The organism is Desulfosediminicola ganghwensis (assembly GCF_005116675.2).
GTDB classification, from domain to species: domain Bacteria; phylum Desulfobacterota; class Desulfobulbia; order Desulfobulbales; family Desulfocapsaceae; genus Desulfopila; species Desulfopila ganghwensis.
This window is the reverse complement of the sequence record NZ_CP050699.1, coordinates 2,105,746-2,131,074: the sequence shown is the minus strand read 5'-3', so window position 1 is coordinate 2,131,074 and position 25,329 is coordinate 2,105,746. Positions and strand designations below refer to the sequence as shown.

Genomic DNA, 25,329 nt, shown 5'->3' with positions numbered 1-25,329 from the left:
ATATTCTCAGATAGATACACTGAATACACCAGAAATACTAGACAACAACCGATCAATCCAACCAATCCATACCAATATCACACGAGGGAGCCGAATGCGTCAGGGCTCCCACCGAGACAATATCAACACCACTTTCGGCTATGGCCCGCACGGTTTCAAGATTGACACCGCCTGACGCCTCAACCAGCGCCCTGCCGTCAATTTTGCCCACCGCCTCTGCCATCATTTTCGGGCTCATGTTATCGAGCATGATAATATCCGCACCACAAACCAGACATTCTTCGACCTGATCGAGGGTATCTGTTTCCACTTCAATTTTAATGGTATGCGGGGCCTTCTCCCGGACTCTTTTCACAGCCTCGGTAATAGAACCGCAAGCGGCAATATGATTATCCTTGATCAGCACTCCGTCGGTAAGGTTGAAGCGATGATTGGAGCCGCCACCCACCTGCACGGCGTGTTTCTCCATCATTCTCAGCCCAGGCGTGGTCTTGCGGGTGTCGGTAATGCGTACCGGCAGCCCCGCGACAGCCTCTACAAAACGGGAAGTGAGCGTGGCAATGCCGCACATGCGTTGCAACAGGTTCAAAGCAACTCGCTCTGCCTTCAGCAGATCGACCACCGGTCCGGAGACCTCAAGCACAACATCACCTGCTGCGACCTTTGTAGCCTCGGCCACAGTCTCATTACAGACGATATCACTGTTTTGCAGGGCGAATACTTCTTTCGCCACCCCAATACCGGCAACCACGAACTCCTCACGGGCAACGAGACGGGCGCTGCCCATCTCGTTTGCGCCAAATATCGACTCACTGGTCAGATCGCCTCTACCGATATCCTCGGTCAGAAAAGCTGCTATCTGACTACGCAGGAGGTTCTTATCCATTTTCTCTCCTAATCTAATCAGCCGATCTTTTTATAACGCTCTTCAGCTTCACCAATTTTGGCCAGTTTCGCGTCGAGCTGTTCTTTTTCTTCTTTGACCTTGGCAACCACCGCATCCGGTGCATTGGCCAGGAATTTCCCGTTGCCCAACTTGCCATTCACCTGCTTCAGCTTGCCCTCGACTTTCTTACGTTCACGGGCCAGTTTTTCAAGCTCGGCAGCCACATCAACCAGACCGGCCAGTGGTACGAATATCTCTATATCATTGTAAATATAGGTTCCGGCATCATCAGGTTTTTCACCGCTCTCCTGCACCGTAAACGAGCTGAGGCGGGTCATGTCGGAGACGGCCGCAGCAAAGTTGGCGATAGTTGTGCGCTGGGTCTCATCCGGACAATTGACAAAGGCGTCGATCTTGTTGGAAGGATGCACCTCAGCCTCACTACGAATATTGCGGATACCGGTGATCACGCCCATCAAAAGCTCCATCTGAGTTTCGGCTTCAGGATTCTTCCAGCCCTCCTGCAATTCCGGAAACTCGCTGGTCATCAGCGGGCTACGCTCGCCTGGCAGTGCACTCCAGATCTCTTCGGTAACAAACGGAGTAACCGGGTGGATAAGTTTCAGGATGGTCTCAAGCACGGTGAGCAGTACGCCCTGGGCCTGTTCCTTGGCCTTGGGATCATCGCTGAACAGATCCGCCTTGATCCACTCCAGATACCAGTCGCAAAACTCACCCCAGATAAACTGGTAGTTCGCAGAAGCCACCTCGTTAAAGTGATACTCGTCAAGCCCCCGGCGCACCGATTCGATGGTGGTGGCAGTGCGGGAGAGAATCCACTGGTGAACCAGCGGCAACTCTTTCGGGTTCTCCACCACCTTCTTAACAGAATTGTCACATTCACCCACGTGCATCAGCGCGAAACGCGCCGCGTTCCAGATCTTGTTGATGAAGTGGCGGTAGCCTTCGATGCGGTCCTCATCCAGCTTGATCTCGCGGCCCTGGGCAGCAAAAGCGGTGAGGGTAAAACGCATGGCGTCTGTTCCGTACTGAGCCATTACTTCCAACGGGTCAATTACATTGCCGGTGGACTTGGACATCTTCTTGCCATGCTTATCGCGAACCAGGGCATGCAGGTAAACATCCTTGAATGGAATCTCATCCATGAAATGGATGCCCATCATCATCATGCGCGCCACCCAGAAGAACAGGATGTCGAAGCTGGTGATCAGCACCGAGGTGGGATAGAATGTCTGCAATTCCTTGGTGTTTTCCGGCCAGCCCATGGTGGAGAATGGCCAGAGCGCAGAAGAGAACCAGGTGTCGAGTACGTCATTTTCCTGAACCAACTTGGTCGAAGAACATTTCGGGCAGCTGGTCGGGTCGGTTGATTCAACGATCAGCTCACCGCAATCTTCACAGGTCCAGGCCGGGATACGGTGTCCCCACCAGATCTGGCGGGAGATACACCAGTCGCGGATATTGTCCATCCAGCTGTAAAAGGTGTTGTACCAGGTCTTAGGGTAAATATTGATATCGCCGTCCCGCACCGCGGCAACCGCTTTATCTGCCAGCGGACGAACGGAAACGAACCACTGCAGGGAGGTGGTCGGCTCAATTACGGTCTTACAGCGGTAACAGTGACCGACAGCATGGTCATAATCCTCGATCTCCACCAGAAACCCCTGTGCTTCGAGGTCTGCCACAATCTTCTTGCGGCACTCAAAACGATCAAGACCTGCATATTCTCCCGCTTCCTCGTTCATCACGCCTTTGTCATCCATCACCTTCAGCAGCGGCAGATCATGGCGCAGGCCGATTTCGTAGTCGTCGCGGTCGTGGGAAGGAGTGACTTTCAGGGCACCGGTACCAAACTCCATCTGGGCATGGTGGTCATACACCACCGGAATGACGCGGTCAGTAAGCGGCAACCTGATACCAATGTCACCCAGATGGGCGTAGCGCTCATCATCCGGATGCACAGCAACCGCGGTATCGCCCAGCATGGTTTCAGGGCGGGTGGTGGCCACAACTACTGAGCCTGAGCCATCGGCATACGGGTAGCGGACATGGTAGAGTTTGCCCTTGGTATCTTCGTGTTCAACCTCGTCATCGGCCAGCGCGGTGTGACAGCGCGGACACCAGTTGACGATATAGTCGCCCTTGTAGATCAGCCCCTCTTTATACAGGCGGACAAAAACCTCACGCACAGCATCAGAGAGACCCTCATCCATGGTGAACCGCTCTCGCTCCCAGTCACAGGAGGCGCCAAGCTTCTTGAGCTGGTTGACGATGGTGCCGCCCTTCTCTTTGCGCCACTCCCATACTTTCTCGATAAACGCGTCGCGGCCGAGATCATGACGTCCTTTACCTTCTGTGGCCAGCTGACGCTCAACCACGTTTTGGGTGGCAATCCCCGCGTGATCGGTTCCCGGTACCCAGACGGTGTTATCACCACACATGCGGTGGTAACGAACCAGAATGTCCTGCAGAGTATTGTTCAGGGCATGACCAACATGCAGTACACCGGTCACGTTAGGCGGCGGGATAACCACAGAAAACGATGGCTTTCCATCCTCCATTTTGGCATCGAAACAGCCCTCTTCGGTCCATTTCTGCAGCCATTTTTCTTCAACGCTGGAAAATTCGTATCCCTTGCTCAACAGCTTGTCTTCTTTCTGTGCCATAATTCGTGACGCTCTACGGGGTATAATTGATGTTTAAAACCTGCATTTCCTGGGGGAAATCAGCTTCTGCAACGCCAGTTCGATATTTTAGTAATGGACATAGCCTCAAATAACCTGCTACGTGCTCCTGCCAAAGGTTTAAAACTGACACCGCCTGAACCGATGAGAAATACAGATTAGTGTACGATTGTTCTCCGGGTCTGTCAGGGCACTTCATTACGACAGAGGCACAGCCATACCATAAATGTATGGATATACTGGCAACAGCGCCGCACTCACCTGACAATTAAAAGAAATATCCAGAGGTTCGGTTAACCGAATGCTCCAGAAACTAACTATGAACGCTCTTTAGTTCAACAGTTTTTATGTATGCTTTCATGAAAAAACGGCTGGTTCCACCCGTTGGGAACCAGCCGTTTCATAACATCTGTTTACCTTGCAGCTGCCAGCCTCAAAAAACGTCTATGGAGAATCTGACGCTGATCATCGCTTTCGGCCATTGCCAGACTACCTCATTGACCACGGTTTGGGAAGAAAGAGGTGCTCGTAGAGGTCGAGTGCGTAGCGATCCGTCATGCCGGCGATAAAATCGCAGACCTGCCTGTGGGCCCGTTGTTCATCTTCCCACAGCACGTTTTTACCGTCCGCTATCCACTCCCGGCCACGCCTGCGCACCAGCCCGTTTTCAAGGAAATACCCATAAAGGTCACGAATAATCCTCTGGGCCTTTTCAAACTCGTTATGGACACGGTAATAGCGGTAGACGTTCTGGTACAAAAAGGCGCGCAGATCGCTTATCGCCCCGAGCATAGCATCACTAATATGCAACTGGCCATCATCCGCCTGCAGGGTTTCGACAATCAGATCACGGACCATGGTGCCGATTCGCTGGGAATGACGCTCGCCAACAACTTTTTTGATGCCATCCGGCAGATCTCCCTCGCGGAGCAGACCGGCGCGCAAGGCGTCATCGAGATCGTGATTTACGTAGGCGATGATATCCGCCAGCCGCACCACCTGACCTTCCAACGTGGCCGCCAGGTGCCCCTTGTTTTTCGGGATAATATCTGAATTCCCTTTCGAGTGGCGGACGATACCGTTTCTCACCTCAAAGGTCAGATTGAGTCCCTTGCCACCACTTTCCAGTCTATCCACCACCCGCAGGCTGTGCACGTAGTGACGAAAACCACCGGGATGCAGTTCGTTCAAGGTTGCCTCGCCGGCATGGCCAAACGGGGTATGCCCGAGATCATGACCAAGGGCTATCGCTTCGGTGAGCGGCTCGTTTAAACAGAGGGCGGCACCGATCGTTCTGGCAATCTGGGAAACTTCAAGAACGTGAGTTAAGCGAGTGCGGTAGTGGTCGCCGGTGGGCGCAAGGAAAACCTGGGTTTTATGTTTAAGCCTGCGAAACGTCTTGGAATGGACAATGCGATCCCGATCCCTTTGAAACGGCAGACGAATATCCGAGATATCCTCTTTCTCCTCAATCTGACGGCCGCGCGATTGTTTATTCAGGGCCGCGTAGGGAGAGAGACACTCTGCCTCATGCTCTTCAAGCTGTCGCTTGATTGAAGTGCCGATTTTGGGTACAAATGCCATTTTGATCTTTTAAACTGATTTCCAAATTCACGTATCGAGTCTCAATTATCTGTGTTTACACCTCCCTAACCGTGAGCGCAAGCAGGAAACGTTTTCAGTACAATGAAAGTCCACGTATTTACCAATGGATTCAGCACAAAAAATGCCGAGTTGCTCCACCCTGCCGGTGGCATAGCGCACTCAAAGTCACAACCGTAAAAGGCAGAATCACGTAATGTTACCTGGAACAGCCCGGAAATATTTCAGGTTTACCCTTTTCAAAGAAAGATTCGAACACAACGTGTCAATTACAGCCGAGTTTTTTTATTCTCCATTGGAGCCTGGCGGGTTTGTCAGAAAATCAAAACCCGATACTGCCACTCAAAACTTAAAATACAGCACACCTGGGGAACTACTAATGTCAGCAGGAAAACGATCCCGGTTCAGACGCGCCGCCATTCTCGTTCTGCTCACCATCATGGCCCTGCTCATTGGCAGATTGACCGGAATTAACAATCCCGGCACCGAAATCAACAGTGACAACAGAGGAGCTATCCAGCAGCAGACCGGCAGCTATCTCTCCGCTTCAGTGGCTTTTCAGGAGCAGCTTCAGGAAGTGATGGTTGAAGGGAGCGGCACTGTTGTGAAAGTGCTCCCCGACGACACCAAAGGCTCACGGCACCAGCGATTTATCGTCAAAATTGCGGATGGCCAGACACTTTTGATCGCTCACAATATAGATATTGCACCGCGTATCCCGAATATTGCCAGAGGCGATTCAATCAGTTTTCGTGGCAGCTATGTTTATAACGACAGAGGCGGCATCGTACACTGGACACACCGTGACCCCAACGGAACACATCCCAGTGGCTGGCTCAGCCACAATGGCCGGAAGTTCCAATAGGACCGGACGTAAGACAATGCCCTAAAGAGCATAATTCAGGCTAAACAGTGCTGCCTCCCTGTTAATTTCTCCAGTAACGGCTAAAATAGCTGTAGCGACACCCATTCTCCAACACCCCTGAAATCTCCCTCTACGGAGGCTATTATGAGACATTGGCAGTCATTCAAGATAATCAGCCCGGAAGAATTACAGACCATGCTGCAACAGCAACCCGCACTTTTACTCATAGACACCCTGCCGGCAGAACACTTCAATGCGATACACCTCCCCGGAGCTGTCAACGCCTGCGTATATGACATGACCTTTGTCAATCAGATAAATACGCTCTGTCGGGACAGCGGGGCCGCCATCGTGCTTTATGGCTCGAGCAGTAACTCCCTTGATTCCAGGACCGCCGCAGAAAAGCTTATTGCCGACGGCTATTCAAACATCTCCGTACTCGAGGGCGGCATCGATCACTGGCGACAGTCCGGGTTGCCACTGGAAGGCGACACCGAAACCGCTGCCAGCCTGACAGACCAATACCTGCTGGAAGATGGCAGTTACAAGGTCTCAGTTCCTGAGAGCAGAATATTCTGGATCGGCAGAAACCCTAACTCCAGTCACTACGGAACAGTGCTGTTCTCGGGAGGCAACTTCACCCTGCATGGCTCGTCAATCCAGGGAAGCCTGCTGGTGGATATGGAATCCATAGAAAATATCAACCTGAAAGGAGATGAGCTTGAGCAGGTTCTGATCACTCACTTGAAGTCAGATGATTTTTTCTATGTCGATGTCTACCCCGGAGCCCGATTCGATATTCCCAGTGGCCGACTCAATAATCAGGCCTTTCCCACCGTGCCTAATTGTGAACTGAGCGGCATGCTCGATCTGCGCGGCAGACAGAATCACCTGAACATTGAAGCCACTGTGGTTCAAGGCGGGGATGGCAAACTGCACCTCTCTTCCCATTTCGAGCTGGACAGAACCCTCTGGGGCATAATCTACGGCTCCGGTAAATATTATGAACACCTTGGAATGCATACAGTGTTCGATCACATTTCAATAGAACTGCTGGTTATTGCTGAGAAGAGTTGAGACGTGGGACGTGGGACGTGGGACGCTTAAAGGAAAGATATTGGTCCCTTGCCGGCAACTGATTTTTTCTGAATGTTGAGCATAAAATACTGGTTACTTCTTGACAGCATCTGTCGTTAATGATAATCATTATCAAAATATCAGCATATTGCTATTTGTCGATTCTTAAAGAACATATAACCTTCAGGAGTTATCCATGGCGAATATTACCCTCAAAGGAAATGCAATCACCACTGTCGGAGAATTGCCTGCCACAGGTCAAAAAGCACCAGATTTCAAACTTACCAAAACCGACCTCTCCGATTGCTCCCTTGCTGATTTTGCCGGCAAGAACGTGGTACTTAATATTTTCCCCAGCGTTGACACCGATGTCTGCGCAACTTCAGTGAGAAAATTCAACGAAGCCGCCAGCACCATGGACAATAGCGTCGTGCTCTGTGTTTCTGCAGACCTGCCCTTTGCTCATGCCCGATTCTGCGGGGCAGACGGCTTGAACGACGTCGTCCCCTGCTCCGTCTTTAGGGCTGCGAATTTCGGCAAGGATTATGGTGTAACCATCAACGACGGACCAATTGCCGGGCTGCTTTCCCGGGCCATCGTAGTGATCGGCCCTGATGGGACTGTCAAATACACCGAACAGGTACCTGAAATTACCCAGGAGCCTGATTATGATGCTGCACTGGCACAACTGAATTGATGGCAAGCCCGAGCCGATTACTGTGATCTCTGCAGATTACAGAGCTCTCATCCACTGTACTCCACACCGATATTCATCGGTGTGGAGTTCCCTGCCCTTCCGACCAGACCACCCTCCCTCTTTCAAATTAATCGTTCCTTCAGTCTGAAAAAATCATTGTAAACTTCTGCTGCTTTTTATATTACGTAACTCAGCCGCACAAACTTACCGGCAGAGCGCCGGAACCTTTCACGTACCAGACTAAGCTGCAATATTATGAGTTACAGAGTTGCGATCAACGGATATGGCCGAATAGGCCAATGTGTACTTCGGGCCATCTATACCAGCCCCTTACGGGACCAGTTCACCGTAGTGGCAATTAATGAACTGGCTGATATCGAGACCTTAGCCTACCTGACCCGCTATGACACCACCCACGGGCGTTTCCCCCTGCCGGTTCATAACGACCAGGGCTATCTTCATATAGGCCCCGACAAGATCCGCATTCTTCGGGAACAAAACCCCAAGAACCTGCCATGGGCAGAACTCGACATAGATCTGGTGTTTGAATGCTCCGGCTCGTTCAGCGATCGCGACACCGCCAGCCTGCACCTTGAGTCCGGTGCGAAACGCATTTTAATTTCCCATCCCGGCAACCCGGACCTCGATGCGACCATAGTCTTTGGTGTAAACGACGACCAGCTTAAACCGGAACATGAAATCGTCTCCAACGCCTCCTGCACCACCAACTGTATCGTGCCGATAATCGATCTGCTCGACAACCACCTTGGCATCGAACATGGCGTTATCACCACCATCCACTCCTCGATGAATGATCAGCCGGTGATCGATAGCTACCATCGCACTGACCTCAGGTTGACCCGCAGTGCACTGCACTCCATTATCCCGGTGGATACCGGTCTGAGCAAAGGCATCCAGCGCATCCTCCCGGATATGCAGGACCGCTTCCAATGCCTGCACCTGCGTGTGCCCACCATTAACGTCTCGCTAATGGATCTTTCGGTGAACGTCTCCACACCTACCAGTGCGGAAGATGTGAATAAAATCCTGCAGCAGGCAGCCGAGGGCTACCTGAACGGACTGCTTGGCTACACCCAGGAACCCCACGCCTCGGTGGATTTCAATACCGATCCACACTCCGGTATTCTCGATGCCACCCAGACCCGCGTGAGTGGTGAGACTCTGGTCAAGCTAATATGCTGGTTTGATAATGAATGGGGTTTTGCCAACAGGATGATTGAGGTTGGTCACACCTGGCTGCAACTGGCGGAATAGGAATCCGCGAACAGCGTACAACTCATTGCGGATTTTCCTTGAACCAGCTGGATATCCTCCCTGCTGTCACCAGGGCCATCTCCAGTTGCCTGCTTTTGAGACGATAAAAGAGACCGGACCGGAACATATTAGCGTTTAGCACTGGGTGTACACACGACAACACCGCCAGGGCAGCGACACCTCTATTAATGAAAGTAATGCCGCACTGCTGCTGAAAGTCAATTTCGATAATCCGGCATTGACTGGGTGGAATCTCGACGTCCGCCGCTTTGATGATAAGGCAATCACTCTTTACGCTCTCAAAAACAGACCTTTTTCTCTCAACTCCTTCCGGGGCGAGTGCCAGAATGACATCCGGTCTGGCAATACCGGTATAGCGAATCGGCTGTGGCGAACAGACCACTTCACAAACGGAATGACCACGCAACACCGTTATCGGATAATCACTTTTTCTGGTCACCTGCAGCCCCGCAGCCATTGCCGCAAAACAGAGTATTTCACCCGCAGTATTCATTCGCTGCCCGGCGGCACCGAGCAACATGATTTCACACCTGTCATCAATGGCCGCAGTCTGCTCCACTGCAATTTCAGTAAACGGTTCCTCTGCCGGTTGTTCTGCAGCAAGCCTTCGATACCCATCACCATATTCCAATCTTTCGTTTCGCGACACCACTCCTGAAAACAGCGGATTATGCTCGTGTTCCTTTTTCTCCCGCAAAGCACGCGGGTTGCCCCTGGCATAACGGCCTGTGCAGACATTCTCCACCTCCAGAACGGAAAAACCATGATGGCAGACAGCCTCCGATATGCCTGCAGCCAGCTCTTTTTCCTCCGGCAGAAACCGTCCGACCCAACTCGCACCAGCAGTTTCAGCCAGCTTGCAGAAATCCAGAGGCTGCTCCAATTGATTCAAAAAGCCCGAACTGGTTATCGCCTGTTGTGGCGTCGACACAGAACATTGTCCGCCGGTCATGCCATAATTGAAGTTATTCAGCACCAACAGGTTAATATCGAGGTTCCTGCGGCAGCTTGCAATCACATGCGCTCCACCTATCCCCATGCCTCCATCACCCATAACCGCAATGACCGTCAACTCCGGCCTGGCGAGCTTCAATCCGGTGGCGTAGGTCAGTGGCCGCCCATGCAGCCCGTGCAGGGCATGGGTATTGTAAAAAGTATCGAAGAGACCGGAGCAGCCGATATCGGTTACAATAACAACCTGATTGCCACTCAGTTTCAACTGCATCAAAGCCCTGTTCAGGGCCTGGACGACATTGGCATGGTCACAGCCGGGACAATAAACCAGAGGCCGCCTGTCATTGAGCAAGGTCTTCATCGCCCACCACCTGTACAATAGTTTCCGGGCTGATCAGCACCCCATCCATACGGCCATAGTTCAATACCGGAACATTACCGGCGATGCGCTCTATTTCACGGACATACTGTCCCATATTCATCTCTATGACGATGACCAGCCTGAACCAGGCGATAATATTTCTAAGGAGCTCCTCCGGTACGGGGTAGAGAGTCTTCAGCACCAGCAGCGATACAGCCACACCCTTTGCCCTGAGCCTTTCCACAGCCTCTTTGGCTGCCCTCCCGGTGACCCCGTAAGTAATGATCAGCCGCTGCGCCCCTGACTCATTATCAAGTTCATGCAATGATAAGCTCGCCCCCCCATCTCTCAGTTTCGCCAGCAGGCGATCCATGGAACTATTTATCAGCTGGCGGTCAACAGTCAAATACCCATCCGGACCATGGGACGATGAAGTCTGCCGCACCAATGCATCACCACCGATCGGCAAAAAATCCGGCACCATTTCATTATCAGCAGTATGAAACGGCAGGTAATCCTGAAAAGGCTGTGCACATTTCCGCTGAATCTTCTCGCCCAGCTCCAGCGAGCCCAGGTCAACGCTCTCCCGTGTCAGTCCAATTTCTTTGTTAGAAGCGATAAAGACCGGGCAGCGATATTGCTCAGCCAGATTAAACGCCTCATGGGTGAGCCGGTAACAGTCACCGGCATCCACCGGAGCCAAAACAATCACCGGCAGGCCGCCGCTATTGCCCCAACGCATGAACTGGATATCTCCATCAGCTCCTTTGGTCGCCGATCCTGTGGACGGCCCAAGCCGCTGGACATTGACAATGACAATGGGAATCTCACTGCCAATCGCAAAAGAGATGTGCTCACTCATGAGGCTCAAACCTGGCCCGGAAGTGGCGGTCATTACCTTTCGCCCAGCCATGGAGGCACCAAGGCAGAAACCGATTGAGGCGATCTCATCTTCCCCCTGCAGACAAATACCGCCAGCAGGAGGTAACAGTTTCAGCATGTGATTGAAGATAGTGGTGGCGGGCGTGATCGGGTAACCGGCAAAGAACGTACAACCAGCCTCTACAGCTGCCCTGGCAATGGCCTCATTTCCATCGATAAAATATGGGGACATGTAAACACCTCCGGATTTTTCCTGAGCGTCCTACATTTCCGATATTTTGTCATAACTTCGACCATTGCACAAGATTGCCCCAAAGATAGCTGCAGAATTCCAGATCCGATCTGAAACATCATAAAGCCTGGTGTCAATTTAATGTGGGAGCCCAATATTGGATGGCAATCATCGTGCCGAATGAAGGCTCCGTGAGTGGTTCCCCCCGACACCGCCAGCCTAGGTCTGAGGTTAGGTTATTCATCCATTAACCAGGAAAAAAACGGAATGATACTGCGTAGTAGCTTTTTTTAAAAAAACCGGGACCGAGGACTAGACCGATAGGGCAAGAAAAAACAAAATCTTCCAATCACTTCTGTCCTGAACATACCAATATCCTAACATAAAAATGAATTTCAACTCAAAAAAAACCTGCCCAAAATAATTGGATAAGCAGAGTATCCACGTGCTAGGATTGTGCATTGGCACCACTGATTTCCTATTTTAGGATACCGGAACAATGCGGGTAATAAATACCTCCTCATCATTTATGCCTGTCAAGCTTCCAGCTCAGGCAAGGCCAATAACAACTGCCTAATATTTATTAACTATCAGAGCACATGTTCATTTTGAGCGATACAAATAATTCTCAATTTTTCGGTATGGTAATAGGCTGAGATTAGATTGTAAGTATCAGACAAAAAATAAAAATATGGCTCAACTGTAAAGTTTATTTTGATTTCATCCTGGCGCACCCAATGCTCATTTATGTTGCCGTTTGATAATGCCAAGAATTTTCGGCAGGTAGAGTTTTCATTGTCTCACAGGCAGCATTTTGAGAGTGTGGTTATGTTGGTCTGACTTCGGTTGAACTCCTGTCTTCTGTCTCTGCAGTAGTCAGCGGCAAGACTGTTCGGGACAATTAACCTTGTGTCGGCTGATCGGCTTTGAAATCAGGCAGGAGAGTCTGCAATGGCCGCTGAAACTGTTCTTATTAAAGGAATTAGGTCTAAATAATCGCTGATATCTAATGACAGTGCCAGCGTGGTCCTGATTTCGCAAGGCGAGTTTCATAGGGCTGTAGAGGTGGTTTTCATGGTTAAGAAGCGAGATGAACCCGTTTTTTTTGACCCCAGAAATAAACGTTGGCCACGTGTAAAAGGTGTTGTCACCCTGTTAGCCGTCTTTTTGACGTTGGTGCTTACCCTTTTTCTGATGAACCTGTTTCTCTACCCGCAATTCAAACCTCTGCAACGGCCTCTCTGGCTGACGCAAACGGTGAAGAGGCTCAGCCCAGGGTGGTCACCCATAACAGTGGGATTCCATGTTCATTGGGATAGAAACAGTTACAGGTCCTTAAAGGCCCACATAGAAAAACTGGATGTGGTCATTGGGGATGCATCTTGCGTCCGGTGATGGGTCTTTGACTGAAGATAACTCAGCTGACCGGAAACAGGTCTTGGATTTCATCCATTCACACAAGCCGGATACGAAAGTGATCGGCTTGGTGTCTAATTTTTCCGAATTCGAATGGGATTCCGAGTCCCTATCCCAGATGTTGGCCCAGCCCCAAGCCAGAAAGAGGGCAATCCTGCAACTGCTTCAGTATACACAAACCCACCAGCTCGCCGGGATCTGCATCGACTTTGAAGCTATTACTGAAAAGAGCCTGCCAGTCTACTATCGATTCCTTGACGAGTTTCGCTCCGCACTTCATGCATCGGATCTGGCTATTTTGGTAGCCGTTCCAGCCGATAACGATGACTATGATTACCGGAAAATCTCTGAACTGGCCGACTATGTGGTTGTGATGGCCTATGACGAACATTGGTCAACGGGTTCTCCCGGGCCGATTGCGAGCATGGATTGGTTTTCATCCGCTATGAGGAGACTGCAGGGAGATGTTCCATCTGAAAAGATGATCCTGACGTTGGGAAACTACAGTTATGACTGGGAGATGAGCGAACAAGCCGGAGAGGATGGATTGCCTGCGGCCAAGGGCCCGGCCGAGGTTAGAACCTTTAAGGACGTCGTGTTTACCGCCACCTGGTCCAAAGGGGAAATCGCAATGGATCCATTTTCCCTGAACCCAATGTTTCAGTACGAGGATAAAAACAACAATACACACCAGGTCTGGATGCTTGACGCCATCACACTTTTCAACCAGATGGCCATGGCCAAGCCGTTGGAACCGTTCGGAATTGCCCTGTGGCGTCTGGGCAGTGAAGATCCGATGGTCTGGGAGGTACTGGGAGATACACCTGATTTCAACGGCCGGACTGCAGGTGCACTGGGGTCCATTGATTATGATTACTCCTCCGACTACCAAGGCGACGGTGAAGTAATGAGCATGGTCCGGAAAGCCACCTCGGGGAAAAGAGAGATCGATTTTGATAAAAACACCGGTCTGATTATAACCGATCAATACACCGTCTTTCCCTTCCCGAGTCTGATTTCTCTCTCCGGTGCCGCGGACCGCAAAGTCGCCCTGTCCTTTGACGACGGCCCTAACCCGAGCTACACCCCTTTGATCCTTGATGCGCTCAAAAAGGCGCAGGTACCGGCTACCTTTTTCATCACCGGATATAACGGCCTGAAATATCCTTCTCTGCTGAAAAGGGTATTCGCCGAAGGCCATGAGATAGGCAACCATACCTTCACCCACCCCAATATCTCAAAGATTTCCTGGTTGCGGTTGAGGGCCGAGATAAAAGCAACGGAACTGCTGTTGGAGAAAGTGATCGGGCGAGGCACGCGCCTTTTCAGAGCCCCCTATAACACCGATTCGGAACCCGTGACCGCAAAGGAGCTGCGACCTTTGGAATTGATCAGCAGTCTTGGTTACGAGGAAGTCGGGCTGAAGATCGATACCCATGACTGGCAAGAACTGAGTGCCGGGGAAATGGTCAAGAAAGCCCTAGAGGAAGAGGCGGCATACGGGGGTAATATCCTACTGATGCACGATGCGGGGGGGGATCGCTCGCAAAGCGTCAAGGCGCTGCCCGGCATCATTCATGCCTTCAGGCAGAAAGGGTATGAGTTCGTCACTGTTTCGCAGCTTACCGGGAAGACCAGGGCTGAGGTCATGCCCGAGACTTCAAAACAAAGTACCTGGAGCGAATGGGGGCGGAATCTTGGTTTCAATATTATAAATTTAGGACAGGATGTGCTTTCGGTCCTGTTCGTAACTGGAATCATTCTGGGGTTAAGCAGAACGTTGTTCATCATGGGAATCGCGCTTTTGGGAATGGTCCGGAAAAATGGTTCTGCTCACCTACCCGAAAAAGAATTTTTCGTGAGCGTTCTCATTCCGGCTTACAACGAAGAAAAGGTCATCCGAAAAACCATCGATTCGTTGTTAATTGCCCGGCATCCCGAGTCCTTTGAAATTCTAATCATTGATGACGGATCGACGGACGCCACCTACAAAATTGTGCAGGAAGCCTACAGCGAGGATCCAAGAATCAGGATGTTTTCGATTCCAAACGGGGGCAAACATCAGGCACCCAATTTTGGCATCGAGCACGCTCTGGGAGAAATAATCGTCACCTTTGACGCCGACACAGTCATCGCTAAAGATGCCCTGGTGCTCCTCGCAAAGCGCTTTTCTGACTCTGCCATAGGGGCCGTCGCCGGCAACGCCAAAGTCGGCAACCGGATTAACCTCTTAACCCGTTGGCAGGCGCTCGAATATATAACATGCCAGAATATGGACCGCCGCGCCCTTGATGTGCTGAACGGTATAACGGTTGTCCCCGGGGCGATCGGCGCATGGCGTCGGGAAGCTCTCAAGCAGACCGGCGGTTTCAGTGCCGATACCCTCGCCGAGGACTCCGACCTGACTGTCCAGATCATCAAGCAGGGATACAAGGTCTGCTATGAAGAGAAGGCCATCGCCTCGACCGAAGCCCCGGCAGATATCAAAGGCTTTTTACGTCAGCGCTTTCGCTGGATGTTCGGCACGTTCCAGGTGGCCTGGAAGCATAAGGACGCTTTGTTCCGCCCAAAGAATGGATTTCTTGGTTTTTTCTCCCTGCCCAATCTCCTCCTGCACCAGATATTTTTCCCCCTGATATCCCCCGTAATGGATCTTGTTCTGCTGCTGTCACTGCTGTCGGCGGCTCTAAATCGCTGGCAGCATGCCGCTGAATTTTCCCCCGACACGCTGCTAAGAATTTTCTGTTTTTATTCCATATTTCTGGCGGCGGATCTTCTGTCGGCCACCATCGCTTTTTTCATGGAGCGAGAAGAGGATAAACGGTTATTGCTCTGGGTTGTTCCCCAACACTTTTTTTATCGCCAACTGCTTTATTACGTAGCGATCAAGTCTATTATCGCTTCCCTGAGGGGCCAGCTCGTCGGGTGGAACAAACTCGATCGAGCGGGAACCGTTGAAGCAGCCTAGCTCGAATATTTCATGAAAATACCCAGACTTGAAACAGCCCGGGCGGATTCCCGCAAGTGCTTTTCAGACCACTCCCTGCTCGGCGACTGAGGGCCCTGGGGGGCTCGGCCGAAAAAGCGGAATCTGTTAAAGGTGCCCTGAAAATCGAAGAGGTTAACAGATGATTCGTTACAAAAACGTGACTAAATTACTGATCCCCTTACTTCTCATACTGATTGTCAGCTACATTGTAATAAACAGACCAGACAAAGCGAGCGTATTCACTGGTGGCTATGTTTTCGGCCAATGGCTCGGGAAGGCCAAAAGACCTTTTCCACAGCATGTTTCCTATACGCCTGGCACCATCAAGCCGAACGTCGACCAGGAAAGAATGGATAAAGCCACCGAGGTGTTCTATGAGGCGTGGAAGGCTCGTTATCTGAAAGATGATTGCGGTTCAGACCAAATATATGTCTGGTTTGATTCCGCCTTTGATAGTGGCAACGCTTCCCTGGACTCAATTTCGGTTTCTGAGGGCCAAGGGTACGGCATGATCATTGTTGCCTATATGGCAGGGCATGATTCTGATGCAAAAAAAATCTTCGATGGACTGTATAACTTTTACAGAGCACATATAAGTAACAAGGGCGGTAGCTCGCTGATGGCATGGAATCAGGTCGCCGGATGTCGCAATGCTCCAAAAACGAATACTGGCGACGGGAACTATTCCTCTACCGACGCCGATATTGATATCGCCTACGCACTGTTGCTTGCCCATAACCAATGGGGCAGTAATGGCATGATAAATTATCTCGGCGAAGCAAAAAAACTCATTCGGGATATCATGCGTTATGAGGTCAACTCCGATACCTGGACCCCGAATCTGGGGAACTGGATTTCACCGTCTGATCCTTTCTTTTTCGACACCCGCACCTCCGATTTTATCGTCAACCACTTTAGGCATTCGAAAAAGTAATGGCCGATAAAAAATGGCGTTTGGTCATTGACCGAGTTTATTACCTGGTTGAGCGCATGCAGAAGAAATACAGCCCGCAAACAGGCCTGTTACCCGATTTCATCCAGAATACCAACGTCATACCCGCCCCTGCCAGCCAGCATTTTCTTGAATCCGACTATGACGGCAGTTATTACAAAAACGCCTGCCGTACTCCGTGGCGTCTAGCGACCGATTACCTGATTTACGGTGACATCAGAGCCAAAGAGGCACTGGATAGCATCAACAGTTGGGTCATGCTATCCACGAATGGTGAGCCCGAGCGGATTAAGGCGGGATATTATCTCAACGGAGAAATGGTGCCTGGCAGCGATTATTCTTCAGCGGCATTTACGGGTCCCCTAGCGGTCAGCGCCATGGTTGACGAGAATAACCAGCTATGGCTCGACCATTTGTGGGCATTCCTGTTGAGAGAAAAAGGATTCAAGGTGGGCCCCAAAAGATACTATGAAAACACCTTGAAAATGCTCACTTTGATCATCCTCTCAGGCAACTGGTGGGCACCTGAATTCTGACTTTGTTTGTACTGGAATCTTCATTTCAGGTAAGTGGGTGATGCGTACTTGCCTTTTACGACTGTCCCCCAAACCGGTTTCCTGATAAAACCTTCACGATTACGACTACCATCGTGGCCGTTTCACCCCGATCTTGTGAGTTTTTCTCCTCCTAAACCTCAACTGCGTGTCAACCCCTCCGGCTGTCTCCTCCACCACAGGTTCACACCGATTCTTTCACTCAGACTCATTGGATCAAACCAACCCTGCACTGACATCAAATACCTAATATGCGGCGACTTCCAGCCAACCCCTTCTATGGCAACAGCATCCCCGCTCATCCAATCTCACAGTGTTTGCACATCAACAAAAGGCTGCTCATAATCGGCACATCCATCCTCATACGGCCAGATAATGCTCTCAACAAAATCCGGGGAAGCAGGTCGCCCTATTCCACTTCGACTTGTCTTCCTCGTACAATCCAAGATCTTCTTGTTGGTGCCATGACTCATCTTAAAACGGTAGATAACCGTTCCGGTACTGTCGCCATAGCTCAACTTAGCAAGCGAGCAAGTGTTGGGAGGATGTATTGCGCCAGGTTTTCTATGCATCTGATATTATAGAGAACATCAGTCGGACTTGTCACAGGTCAGACTTCGCACAAAGCTTCGAGTCGACAGGATTACAGCGAAAAGAAAGTTCCTTTTAAAAAACGGGGCCGACTATAACGGCCCCGTTTTTTAATGATAAAACCTTTTGAATTTGACAAACGCAAAGTCAGGCTGGTTTTTACCCTCAACAGTTGCGGTAAAGGTGAGCGCTGCCAATGTAAATGAATCCTGAGCTGGGCTTGTTCAGGCGCTTAGTAGCCTTTCACAGTATCCACCCAGTTCAACGGCTTACAAGATGGCAGAGTGCACTGACTTTTCGCCTCTATCATATCTTCAAAGGTGATCGAGCCGTCACCATTCAGGTCGCAGGGATCGTCGGGGTCATCGACCTGTTGGTTTATCTTGGATTTGATCAGAATCAGGTCAAACCTGTCTACATCGCTGTCACCATCGACATCTCCAGGAATTCCCGCGGGCCGGTACATGCCTTTCATCCTAAACGAACGGTAGGTGGTGTGATGCGGCGCCTGGAGCGTATAGGTAATTTCGCCATCGGGAGAGGTCTCGGTGGATTCACTGAGGCCAGCTGGAAAACCGGGAACCGGAGACGGTTGATCGCCGGCGATCCCGCCGGACAGGAAATGGTAGTTACCATTAGAGAGCTTCTGAGCGCTTCCGAGAAAAGACGCATAGACGCCGAGATCGGCGTTGGTCACCAAAGTCGCTGTTCCACCCTTTTCATTTAAGATGTATACCTGCCCCCTGCTGTTGGCAACGGAATCATCACCATTTTCATTCCGGGCATTGGAGTTGTCGTAGATCACTATCTCATTTTGAGCGTAGACCATAGGCTGGTGTTGACCGGAAAACCATGGGTGAGAGTCCAAGAGACCTGCATACGCTTGTTCGATATCAAAATCTCCCTCGTTGCCAAGTCTCCAGAGAATATTTCCCGCACCCTTGCCGTCACCGTAGTCGATCTTGATAAGCCAATCCTGATGGCGGAAGGAGACAATAATGCTTCCGTCCGCCGGCGCGTAGGTAACTGTATTGCCGTGGGTCCAATCATGTGCCACAGGGGCCTGGTCCGGACCATCGCCGAGCAGGCGCAGGGGTCCGCAAACGTTGCCTACCCCCGGTGCACCGGTGCACTCTTCATCACGGAGCGCCCGACGGGTCACTGGCAACTCGTCATGATCGAAAGTGTTCCAGGCCCACACTACTTGAAAGTTTTTGTCCAGATCAATGATAGCATCGCCCACCACGTCCACGAGTCCACTGCCCTGAACATCTTCGAGGATTCTCTCGACTCCGGCCATCACCAGGGTATGCCCGTTCGGCAGACGCCTGGCGTCATGGTGGAAATAATAAATGGGGTCATATCCCATCGCAATGAGTTGCTCGTTTATTCGTTCCACATTAGTTTCACGAATCGTATTTCCCGCCAGATCGATTTCCCTCAGAAGCTGCCCCCGAATCGGCCCGGGGATAACGTCAGGAATGGTCGGTCTGGACATGGGAATAAGGAATGTTCCAGACATCGATGGTGGAAAAGACATCAAGAACGAACCTGCGTATTGCATAAAATCCAACGGCTTCTTGAAGTACCAGAGCAAGTTTCCATTCAGATCAGTTGCCACAGGGCAACCGAGTCCCACGTTCTCTCCTTCTCCGCCGAAAAGCACCGCATGAACGATCACATCATCGGACAGGCTGGTGTCGGGATCGGGACCGTAAGTGACACTAAAACCCCAATCCGGGATCTCTGAAGCACCTGTGGTGAAAACAGAAATTCCGGAAACCTGTTGAATATGATTGCCAACCGTGATTTCATGGCGCATCTCGTAATCTGTCTCCGGCATCATGCCGGCAACGAGGAAGTTGGTACTGCGGTGTGCCTTGCAGCGCTTGTAGGGCGTTGATTTCCAGGTTTCATCGCCTTGGACGCGGAACTGGACGCGAACCTCTGCACCGGAGACGGTAATGGGCACGCTATAGAGTGCAACCAGTGGATGCTGGGTCGCCGTGATAACTGGATCACCTTCCGCCACCCGGGAACTGACCAAATAGCGTGTTTTGGTTTCCTGCAGCTCCCCGCTAATATCTCTGGCTACCACGGAGATTTTATACATACCTTCTTCCAGCGGTGTCCAATCAAATGAGCTGTAAATATCAAAGTCGCGGACGATAAGATTAGGGCCGCCATTCCGATGAACCTTGAACCGGTAATGCATGGCAGTCGGTTCGGAATCGGTGGAGGCGGTCCAGGTGATATTTGATCCCACCGGTGCTCCTGAGGGCAAACTGGGGGAAAGTGTGACAGCCGCTATGGCGCTTTCAATGGTGATGACTGCAAAAAACGCGCTAACCAAGGCAGCGGTGCAAAGGAAGGTCCTAAATTGTTTAATACCCTTTCGTTTCATTCATACACCTCCTCACTTTTTACAGATGGGTTCAAGCAGAGGCCCGCACCCCTCAAGTCACTCAATAAATGAATAAAACTGGGACATGAGCGCAATTGTTGACTCTTAAAAAAAATCCGCGGCAACCTCTATTCACGCTAATCCCGTATCTATACCAAAATATTGAAATGCCTGTTATTGCTTTAAAAGCGGGGCCAATGGCAATGATTTCGTTTGGCTGAAAGACTTTCTGAATTTCACTAATTATCAGCCTAATGTTTGTAAGGATTTGGGTGTGGGTGTTATAAGGAGCACCGTATTTACAGAGCTGGACGTTATGACAAAATTATCCATAACTTTTGAGCTATTTCTAGTTTCAAATGAGTGATGAAAGTAGAAAGAAGCTTTACACCTTACTCCTCATACCTCCCTTCTTGCTCAATCTTGCTGAGTCTGAGTGGTTATCGAGTAATAAGATATGGAAGATATCAGCGATTTTTAAACGATTCAGTTATCTGAAGCTCAATTACTGCAGATAAACCTAACCTGTATTTCACAGTTCGATCATTTACTTCTGGTTTAGTTTATTCTCCCTTCAGCATTTATTGCCATTCCACAAAGGACAGGGCTAAAAAAACCTCTGTCCTTTGTGGTTTGTGAGAATATTTACCAGGCTTACTATCTGTTATTTACTTTATCTTTACAGGTGGTGTTGCCAACACCTCACATCCTCCATTCGGATAGCCTGTAAATGGGTTGGCTGTACCTATGTACAAATGCTCTCTCCCTTTTTCGTCGACAATCGGAACTGTTCTTCTTATTCCGTAATTGAGCGAATTTTTAAAGCCACTCAAGGTCACAGGCTCCCAATCTATTCCATTTTTAGTCTTCCATAGATCTGCACCGCCAAATTTTTTGATCAAGTAATCAATAAGCTTTAATGCAACGGCAACCTGGTCGCCATCTTGGAAGTCAATTTGGTTTAGGATCTGAAGCGGGAACATGGTGGAAGGTGAAGATGTATCGGTAATATTTTGTACTAAATCCGCCGCTGCCTGAGGATCTTCAATTAATAATTCTTTGAGATTTCTAAGTATCGTCCCACTCATATCCAGCGTGCCGACAACCAACTCGCCCTTATAAACGGCCATATGCCAAGCATAGCCATTGAATGGGTTACCGAATCCAGCGGGGATATAACTTTTAGGGATTCTGAATGTTGGCCAGCCGGGAGGGGGATCGCTCGGGAAATAGGCGCCGACCATCAACTCGGCCTTGTCATCTTTATCAACTCTTATGATATCGATCGGCCGGGTTCCGACCGGTTCGCCATCTTTCATCACCATGCCAATTCCAACTGCGCTGCCTATGTAGAGGTACTCGCCAAAAGGCTGCATGGTCATGCCGTATTGGTTCCAGGTGTCTCCGAAGCCATCGACGACCACGGGGGTCCAAACTAATTTGCCGTCTTCCTCTGTGCCGTCGGTTTTCCAAACTTCGAAGCCGGTCACGTAATTGACTGTGGAAGCATACAAATGATCATCAAATACTGACAGATAGTAGATTTCCACATTGTCCTGGTTGCCAAACCCGATCTCGCTCATCTCAGACCAGTTTTCGCCATCTGGAGAGCTAAAGACTACACAGCCGCCGGCTGATCCCAGATCTGTTCCGGGCTTTGAAGCTGAAACATAAACTTTTCCCTGCCACTCAACAAATCCCCTGACATTAGTGGTATTTGCTAAAGGTCCGCTGACATCCTGCCAATCACCCTCATTACCGGTAGCTGAGCGAACGATACTGCTAAAAGGCATGGGCGGCATCCAGGTTCCCACCCCCAGGGCATATATATGACCGTTGAAGGTACCAAGCGTCCGATATCCATAGGCCACAGGATACGTACCGGCTGGTATCGTCAACCCATAATCTGGAACAATTATCGGATATGGAAGCTCGAATGTCATGGACTGGTACACTTTTTCCCATATGCCATCTTTTAATCGCCAAATTTGCCCTCTCATCTCGGCGGCATAGCCAGGACTGCCCCACACCGGGTCAGCTGGACCTTCAATGGCCGTAGTTGGATCAATCGGAAAGTCACCATCAGGAAGAAGACCAGGCATTGCCTGCATTATGCTCCACAAATGATGACGAACTGTTGAAGCGTACACATCACCATTAAACTCGGTCAGCCCCCAGGTATAGCTGTTTGCTGAATCACCGAATCCTCCGGTTGCGATTCGTTTGAGTTGTCCTTCACCCAGTGCCCATATTTTGAAAGGACTGAGAAGTGAAAAGATCATCAACAGTAATAATGCCATGATTTTCTTATTCATGTTTCCTCCTTTAAATTTTAGACAATTGTTTTCCGATATTGCCAACAAGGATCATGAAAAGGCAGTTAAATTAAAGATGACAAAATAAACAGTTTTCAATAAACACTTTTAAATACTTGATAGCCTTCATCATGAATACTTGTCAGCTTGAAATAAATAAAGGAATCCAAGCACACCGACACCAATTTCAGCTAATTTTATAGTTGTTCAATTATTAAAAACGCAAAAACCGGACAACCTATTTCCGAGGTAGTCCGGCGATCTCTTGAGACCCGCAACTTTCCGTCCACGTCTTGCGGCGGGTTTGGCTTTATCTTGCATTAACTATAACAATTATATTTTGTCATTTTTCGCTAGTAAAATATTAGCAAAAGCAATTCAGCAAAGCAAAGTTTTTATTATAACATTGTCAATACATCAATCTAATTTCTTATTTACATTACGATTCCAACATCATTGATATATATCAAATCAAAGCTGATTATCATAAACACTCTGAAGCCGGATCCAGGTATCTCTAATTAAATCTGGCCACATCATAACTCCGATATCGTATATATATCTGTACAGACAAAAATTTCTCGCTCGACATTGAGTGAAATGAAGAGCTAATTAGCCTTCAACCGTTAAGTCTCTCGTCCAAAGGAATATGAACGAGCTAAATGGACCAAGGTGGAATGGCGCCGGTATCGTCTATTTTTTTATACAACATTTCAGATACTTATAACCATCCCCCAGCAAGACTAAGCTAACATTCAGGGATTGCGCAACAATTGGGAAAGACTGGGGCAATATTTCCAGTACCCGGCACAGATATGGCGGATCATCTACACCACAAATACCATTGAGGCGGTGCATGGTGCATCGCCAGTTTCGCACACTACCCAAGACCAAGGGGGTACACGGGGCAGATAAGCGGAAAGTTTCATCTCCTCCCCCCCTTTTCCCTTCGAGGCAGGGTGACAGGTGATAGGTCATCGCTATGTAAGGAACGTTTGATTTTCCCGGTGGATCTATCCGATGCTTTTTATATTTTCTAAAAACCCGTCTTCTTATAACCGTTTTTGCCAGTGCCCTTACATGTGCACCCGACACATTCAGTGAGAAAAAATTGTTTAGACAGCTCCATCTATGTTAGGATCAGAGTAGTGAAATGACAGCTATGTGCCGGACAGCTCCAACCCCCAGGGCCACCTGATGGAGCGATTACTCTTCACCTTCGCCAGTGGTACCAATCCCGCAGCAAAGGGCACAGGATTCCCCGGACGACGCCAGGCTGTCTTGTTCATCAGCAAACAACGATGGGAGGTAAGATATTTCCATGAATCGATCCTTGCTGACATCTCCGCGCCTTTATCTCACCAACCTCCTGACTCAGGCTGATGTAACCGTTAACGGCACTCGGCCCTGGGACATCCAGGTCAAAAATAATGCTTTTTTTGAGAATATCCTGACCAAGGGCTCGCTTGCCCTGGGGGAATCCTACATTGACGGTTGGTGGGAATGCGAAATGTTGGATGAATTTATCCACCGGATTCTGCGTCACCGGCTGGACCGTTGTGTACGGCTCAACCCTACGCTTCTCTTCAATATTCTCAAGGCCAGGCTCAGCAACCGTCAAAGCCGGCACCGCGCTCCCCAGGTGGGGGAACGCCACTACGACGCCGGCAACGATCTGTTCGAGCTGATGCTTGACCGCCACATGATTTACAGCTGCGGCTTCTGGCAGGGGGCCGACACCCTTGACCAGGCGCAGGAGATTAAGCTGGACCTGATCTGTCGTAAGCTCCAGCTCACACAGAACATGCGGCTGCTCGATATTGGTTGCGGCTGGGGGGGCCTGGTGGAATTCGCTGCCCGTCAATATGGGGTAGAAGCGGTGGGTATTACCATCTCCAGGGAACAGCTCAAATTCGCTCGAGAACGATGTGCAGGATTGCCGGTGGAGATCCGGTTGCAGGACTACCGGGAAGTCAATGACCAATTCGACGCCATAGTCTCGGTGGGTATGTTCGAACATGTCGGCTATAAAAACTATGAGACCTTTATGAAGGTCGTCGCTCGATGCCTTGCCCATAACGGCCTGTTTTTGCTGCATACCATCGGTTCCAACAGGACCACACATACCGGAGATCCCTGGTTCGACAAGTATATTTTTCCAAACGGCATGCTGCCGTCCGCCAAACAGCTGACCACCGCTATCGAAAAGTTGTTTATTCTCGAGGACTGGGACAATTTCGGCACTGATTACGACAAGACCCTTCTGGCCTGGCATGATAATTTCGAACGCAATTGGCCGACGTTGAAAAAACGGTACAGCGAAAAATTTTATCGGGTGTGGAATTACTACCTGCTCTCCATGGCCGGTGGCTTCCGTGCCAGATACATGCAGGTATGGCAGATAGTACTTTCCCAACTCGGCAGGAACGGAGGCTACACGTCGATTCGCTGTCCGAGATGCTCCGACTCATCTAAGTAAAAGGGGCTTGGAGCCATTCTCTGCAGTCACATCGGCAGAACGGTCTGTCAGCTCTAACCTATCAGCGAACGC

The 25,329-nt window shown here is 50.1% G+C and carries 16 protein-coding genes, 1 pseudogene and 1 riboswitch; of the genes and pseudogenes, 10 read left to right on the top strand and 7 right to left on the bottom strand.

Features of this window, described 5'->3' with window-relative positions:
- Positions 1 to 52 precede the first annotated feature (52 nt).
- The 3 genes from nadC to FCL45_RS08970 all read right to left on the bottom strand — a co-directional run bounded on the left by nadC (position 53) and on the right by FCL45_RS08970 (position 5,175).
- Positions 53 to 886 carry a carboxylating nicotinate-nucleotide diphosphorylase gene (gene nadC / locus FCL45_RS08980; protein ID WP_136798239.1) on the bottom strand — a complete coding sequence of 278 codons (834 nt, stop codon included), beginning with the start codon at positions 884 to 886 and terminating at the stop codon, positions 53 to 55.
- A gap of 17 nt (positions 887 to 903) precedes the next feature.
- The gene (locus FCL45_RS08975; RefSeq protein WP_136798238.1) at positions 904 to 3,573 is read right to left on the bottom strand and encodes a valine--tRNA ligase; all 2,670 of its coding nucleotides are present in this window, start codon (positions 3,571 to 3,573) and stop codon (positions 904 to 906) included.
- Positions 3,574 to 4,080: 507 nt separating this feature from the next.
- Positions 4,081 to 5,175, bottom strand: coding sequence for a deoxyguanosinetriphosphate triphosphohydrolase (locus tag FCL45_RS08970; protein WP_136798237.1), 1,095 nt, complete (start codon positions 5,173 to 5,175; stop codon positions 4,081 to 4,083).
- A 397-nt stretch (positions 5,176 to 5,572) separates the two neighbouring features.
- Here FCL45_RS08970 and FCL45_RS08965 point away from each other — a divergent pair, with 397 nt between their 5' ends.
- The 4 genes from FCL45_RS08965 to FCL45_RS08950 all read left to right on the top strand — a co-directional run bounded on the left by FCL45_RS08965 (position 5,573) and on the right by FCL45_RS08950 (position 9,107).
- A complete protein-coding gene (locus tag FCL45_RS08965) occupies positions 5,573 to 6,058 on the top strand; it encodes a DUF3465 domain-containing protein (protein WP_217907701.1) in 486 nt (161 codons plus the stop codon).
- A gap of 144 nt (positions 6,059 to 6,202) precedes the next feature.
- Positions 6,203 to 7,135 (top strand): rhodanese-like domain-containing protein, encoded by a 933-nt coding sequence (locus FCL45_RS08960; RefSeq protein ID WP_136798236.1) that lies wholly within the window; start codon positions 6,203 to 6,205, stop codon positions 7,133 to 7,135.
- A gap of 196 nt (positions 7,136 to 7,331) precedes the next feature.
- The gene (gene tpx / locus FCL45_RS08955; protein WP_136798235.1) at positions 7,332 to 7,832 is read left to right on the top strand and encodes a thiol peroxidase; all 501 of its coding nucleotides are present in this window, start codon (positions 7,332 to 7,334) and stop codon (positions 7,830 to 7,832) included.
- Between the two features lie 255 nt (positions 7,833 to 8,087).
- Positions 8,088 to 9,107 carry a type I glyceraldehyde-3-phosphate dehydrogenase gene (locus FCL45_RS08950; protein WP_136798234.1) on the top strand — a complete coding sequence of 340 codons (1,020 nt, stop codon included), beginning with the start codon at positions 8,088 to 8,090 and terminating at the stop codon, positions 9,105 to 9,107.
- 22 nt (positions 9,108 to 9,129) lie between these two features.
- Here the strand turns inward: FCL45_RS08950 and FCL45_RS08945 are convergent, their stop codons facing one another.
- Positions 9,130 to 10,443: a thiamine pyrophosphate-dependent enzyme gene (locus FCL45_RS08945; protein ID WP_136798233.1), complete on the bottom strand. Its 1,314-nt coding sequence runs from the start codon at positions 10,441 to 10,443 to the stop codon at positions 9,130 to 9,132.
- Positions 10,424 to 11,557: a pyruvate flavodoxin/ferredoxin oxidoreductase gene (locus FCL45_RS08940; protein ID WP_136798232.1), complete on the bottom strand. Its 1,134-nt coding sequence runs from the start codon at positions 11,555 to 11,557 to the stop codon at positions 10,424 to 10,426. The genes FCL45_RS08945 and FCL45_RS08940 overlap by 20 nt, the downstream gene beginning before the upstream one ends.
- A 1,074-nt stretch (positions 11,558 to 12,631) precedes the next feature.
- On the opposite strand from FCL45_RS08940, the gene FCL45_RS08935 reads away from it, so the two are divergent.
- The 4 genes from FCL45_RS08935 (at position 12,632) to FCL45_RS24835 (ending at position 17,450) form a co-directional block, all read left to right on the top strand.
- Positions 12,632 to 12,952: a hypothetical protein gene (locus FCL45_RS08935; protein ID WP_167495807.1), complete on the top strand. Its 321-nt coding sequence runs from the start codon at positions 12,632 to 12,634 to the stop codon at positions 12,950 to 12,952.
- Entirely contained in the window at positions 12,918 to 15,941 is a 3,024-nt protein-coding gene (locus FCL45_RS08930) for a glycosyltransferase (RefSeq protein WP_136798231.1), read from the top strand. The genes FCL45_RS08935 and FCL45_RS08930 overlap by 35 nt, the downstream gene beginning before the upstream one ends.
- Positions 15,942 to 16,101: 160 nt before the next feature.
- Positions 16,102 to 16,896 carry a glycosyl hydrolase family 8 gene (locus FCL45_RS24840; RefSeq protein WP_136798230.1) on the top strand — a complete coding sequence of 265 codons (795 nt, stop codon included), beginning with the start codon at positions 16,102 to 16,104 and terminating at the stop codon, positions 16,894 to 16,896.
- Positions 16,896 to 17,450, top strand: coding sequence for a glycosyl hydrolase family 8 (locus tag FCL45_RS24835; protein WP_136798229.1), 555 nt, complete (start codon positions 16,896 to 16,898; stop codon positions 17,448 to 17,450). Before FCL45_RS24840 ends, FCL45_RS24835 begins: the two co-directional genes overlap by 1 nt.
- Before the next feature lie 841 nt (positions 17,451 to 18,291).
- Here FCL45_RS24835 and FCL45_RS08915 read toward each other — a convergent pair.
- A complete protein-coding gene (locus FCL45_RS08915) occupies positions 18,292 to 20,463 on the bottom strand; it encodes an aryl-sulfate sulfotransferase (protein ID WP_136798228.1) in 2,172 nt (723 codons plus the stop codon).
- A gap of 668 nt (positions 20,464 to 21,131) precedes the next feature.
- Positions 21,132 to 22,778 carry a hypothetical protein gene (locus FCL45_RS08910; RefSeq protein WP_136798227.1) on the bottom strand — a complete coding sequence of 549 codons (1,647 nt, stop codon included), beginning with the start codon at positions 22,776 to 22,778 and terminating at the stop codon, positions 21,132 to 21,134.
- Between the two features lie 245 nt (positions 22,779 to 23,023).
- A riboswitch (cyclic di-GMP riboswitch) is annotated at positions 23,024 to 23,097 on the bottom strand.
- Positions 23,098 to 23,561: 464 nt separating this feature from the next.
- Here FCL45_RS08910 and FCL45_RS25250 point away from each other — a divergent pair.
- Both FCL45_RS25250 and cfa read left to right on the top strand, forming a co-directional pair.
- A pseudogene (locus tag FCL45_RS25250) lies at positions 23,562 to 23,676 on the top strand (hypothetical protein); the annotation flags it as partial.
- 423 nt (positions 23,677 to 24,099) lie between these two features.
- The gene (gene cfa, locus FCL45_RS08900) at positions 24,100 to 25,257 is read left to right on the top strand and encodes a cyclopropane fatty acyl phospholipid synthase (RefSeq protein WP_136798226.1); all 1,158 of its coding nucleotides are present in this window, start codon (positions 24,100 to 24,102) and stop codon (positions 25,255 to 25,257) included.
- The last annotated feature ends 72 nt before the right edge of the window (positions 25,258 to 25,329 follow it).